This window comes from Flavobacterium sp. P1_E4 (genome assembly GCF_056405915.1).
The window spans coordinates 1-2,593 of the sequence record NZ_JBFUBE010000053.1; the positions used below are offsets into that span (position 1 = coordinate 1).

Below are 2,593 nucleotides of genomic sequence, written 5' to 3' on the forward strand. Positions count from 1 at the left end.
ATTTTATGCATGAAGAATTAGAATCTACTGGAAAGTAGAGCCAGAGAAGGTGATAGCCCTGTATAAGTAATGACTGTAATAGATAGTGGTATCCTGAGTAGGGCGGGGCACGTGAAACCCTGTCTGAATTTGGCGGGACCATCCGCTAAGGCTAAATACTCCTGAGAGACCGATAGTGAACCAGTACCGTGAGGGAAAGGTGAAAAGAACCGTGAATAACGGAGTGAAATAGATCCTGAAACCATACGCTTACAAGCGGTCGGAGCCCTTTCGTGGGGTGACGGCGTGCCTTTTGCATAATGAGCCTACGAGTTAACGTTGCTGGCAAGGATAAGTGGTTAAGCCACGGATCCGTAGCGAAAGCGAGTCTGAATAGGGCGCTTTAGTCAGTAGTGTTAGACGCGAAACCGTGTGATCTACCCATGGGCAGGATGAAGCGCTGGTAACACAGTGTGGAGGTCCGAACCGGTTGACGTTGAAAAGTCTTCGGATGACCTGTGGGTAGGGGTGAAAGGCCAATCAAACTCGGAAATAGCTCGTACTCCCCGAAATGCATTTAGGTGCAGCGCACGGCGCAAAGTTATATAGAGGTAGAGCTACTGATTGGATGCGGGGGCTTCACCGCCTACCAATTCCTGACAAACTCCGAATGCTATATAATGTTTCCGTGCAGTGAGGGCTTGGGTGCTAAGGTCCAAGTCCGAGAGGGAAAGAACCCAGACCATCAGCTAAGGTCCCCAAATATATGTTAAGTTGAAAGAACGAGGTTTGTCTGCCCAGACAGCTAGGATGTTGGCTTGGAAGCAGCCATTCATTTAAAGAGTGCGTAACAGCTCACTAGTCGAGCGGACGAGCATGGATAATAATCGGGCATAAACATATTACCGAAGCTATGGATTTGTAATTTATTACAAGTGGTAGGGGAGCATTCTAACAGGGTTGAAGGTGTATCGTAAGGTATGCTGGACTGGTTAGAAAAGAAAATGTAGGCATAAGTAACGATAATGCGGGCGAGAAACCCGCACACCGAAAGACTAAGGTTTCCACAGCTATGCTAATCAGCTGTGGGTTAGTCGGGACCTAAGGCGAACCCGAAAGGGACAGTCGATGGACAACGGGTTAATATTCCCGTACTACTTATTACTGTGATGGGGTGACGGAGTGATGAAAGCGCCGCGAACTGACGGAATAGTTCGTTGAAGTATGTACCTATAGGCTGCGCAGGCAAATCCACGCGGCTTGGGGAATTACGATAGTACTCGGAGTCTTCGGACAAAGAGATAGTGCGCCTAAGGGCTTCCAAGAAAAACCTCTAAACTTCAGGTAATGAGTACCCGTACCGCAAACCGACACAGGTAGTCGAGGAGAGAATCCTAAGGTGCTCGAGAGATTCATGGCTAAGGAATTAGGCAAAATAGACCCGTAACTTCGGGAGAAGGGTCGCCCCGAGTAATCGGGGCCGCAGTGAAGAGGTCCAGGCGACTGTTTATCAAAAACACAGGGCTCTGCAAAATCGTAAGATGAAGTATAGGGCCTGACACCTGCCCGGTGCTGGAAGGTTAAGAGGAGATGTTATCTTCGGAGAAGCATTGAATTGAAGCCCCAGTAAACGGCGGCCGTAACTATAACGGTCCTAAGGTAGCGAAATTCCTTGTCGGGTAAGTTCCGACCTGCACGAATGGTGTAACGATCTGGACACTGTCTCAGCCATGAGCTCGGTGAAATTGTAGTAACGGTGAAGATGCCGTTTACCCGCAGTGGGACGAAAAGACCCTGTGCACCTTTACTATAGCTTAGTATTGACCTTGGATAAATGATGTGTAGGATAGGTTGGAGACTGTGAAGTGGCGTCGCYAGGCGTTGTGGAGTCATTGTTGAAATACAACCCTTTGTTTATCTGAGGCCTAACCCCGCTTTGCGGGGGACATTGCTTGGTGGGTAGTTTGACTGGGGTGGTCGCCTCCAAAAGAGTAACGGAGGCTTCTAAAGGTTCCCTCAGTACGCTTGGTAACCGTGCGTAGAGTGCAATGGCATAAGGGAGCTTGACTGAGAGACATACAGGTCGATCAGGTACGAAAGTAGAGCATAGTGATCCGGTGGTTCCGCATGGAAGGGCCATCGCTCAAAGGATAAAAGGTACGCCGGGGATAACAGGCTGATCTCCCCCAAGAGCTCATATCGACGGGGGGGTTTGGCACCTCGATGTCGGCTCGTCACATCCTGGGGCTGGAGAAGGTCCCAAGGGTTGGGCTGTTCGCCCATTAAAGTGGCACGCGAGCTGGGTTCAGAACGTCGTGAGACAGTTCGGTCTCTATCTACTGTGGGCGCAAGAAATTTGAGTGGATCTGATTCTAGTACGAGAGGACCGAATTGGACTAACCTCTAGTGTATCTGTTGTCCCGCCAGGGGCACCGCAGAGTAGCTACGTTGGGAAGGGATAAGCGCTGAAAGCATATAAGCGCGAAACCCACCACAAGATGAGATTTCTTTTAAGGGTCGTGGGAGATGACCACGTTGATAGGCTATAGATGTAAAGGCAGTAATGTCATAGTCGAGTAGTACTAATAACCCGTAAGCTTATGTACACCTTTTC

At 49.4% G+C, this 2,593-nt stretch carries 1 rRNA gene; it reads left to right on the top strand.

Going from position 1 to position 2,593, the window contains the following annotated elements:
- Positions 1 to 2,585, top strand: a 23S ribosomal RNA gene (locus AC1DY0_RS18895); the annotation flags it as partial.
- Positions 2,586 to 2,593 lie beyond the last annotated feature (8 nt).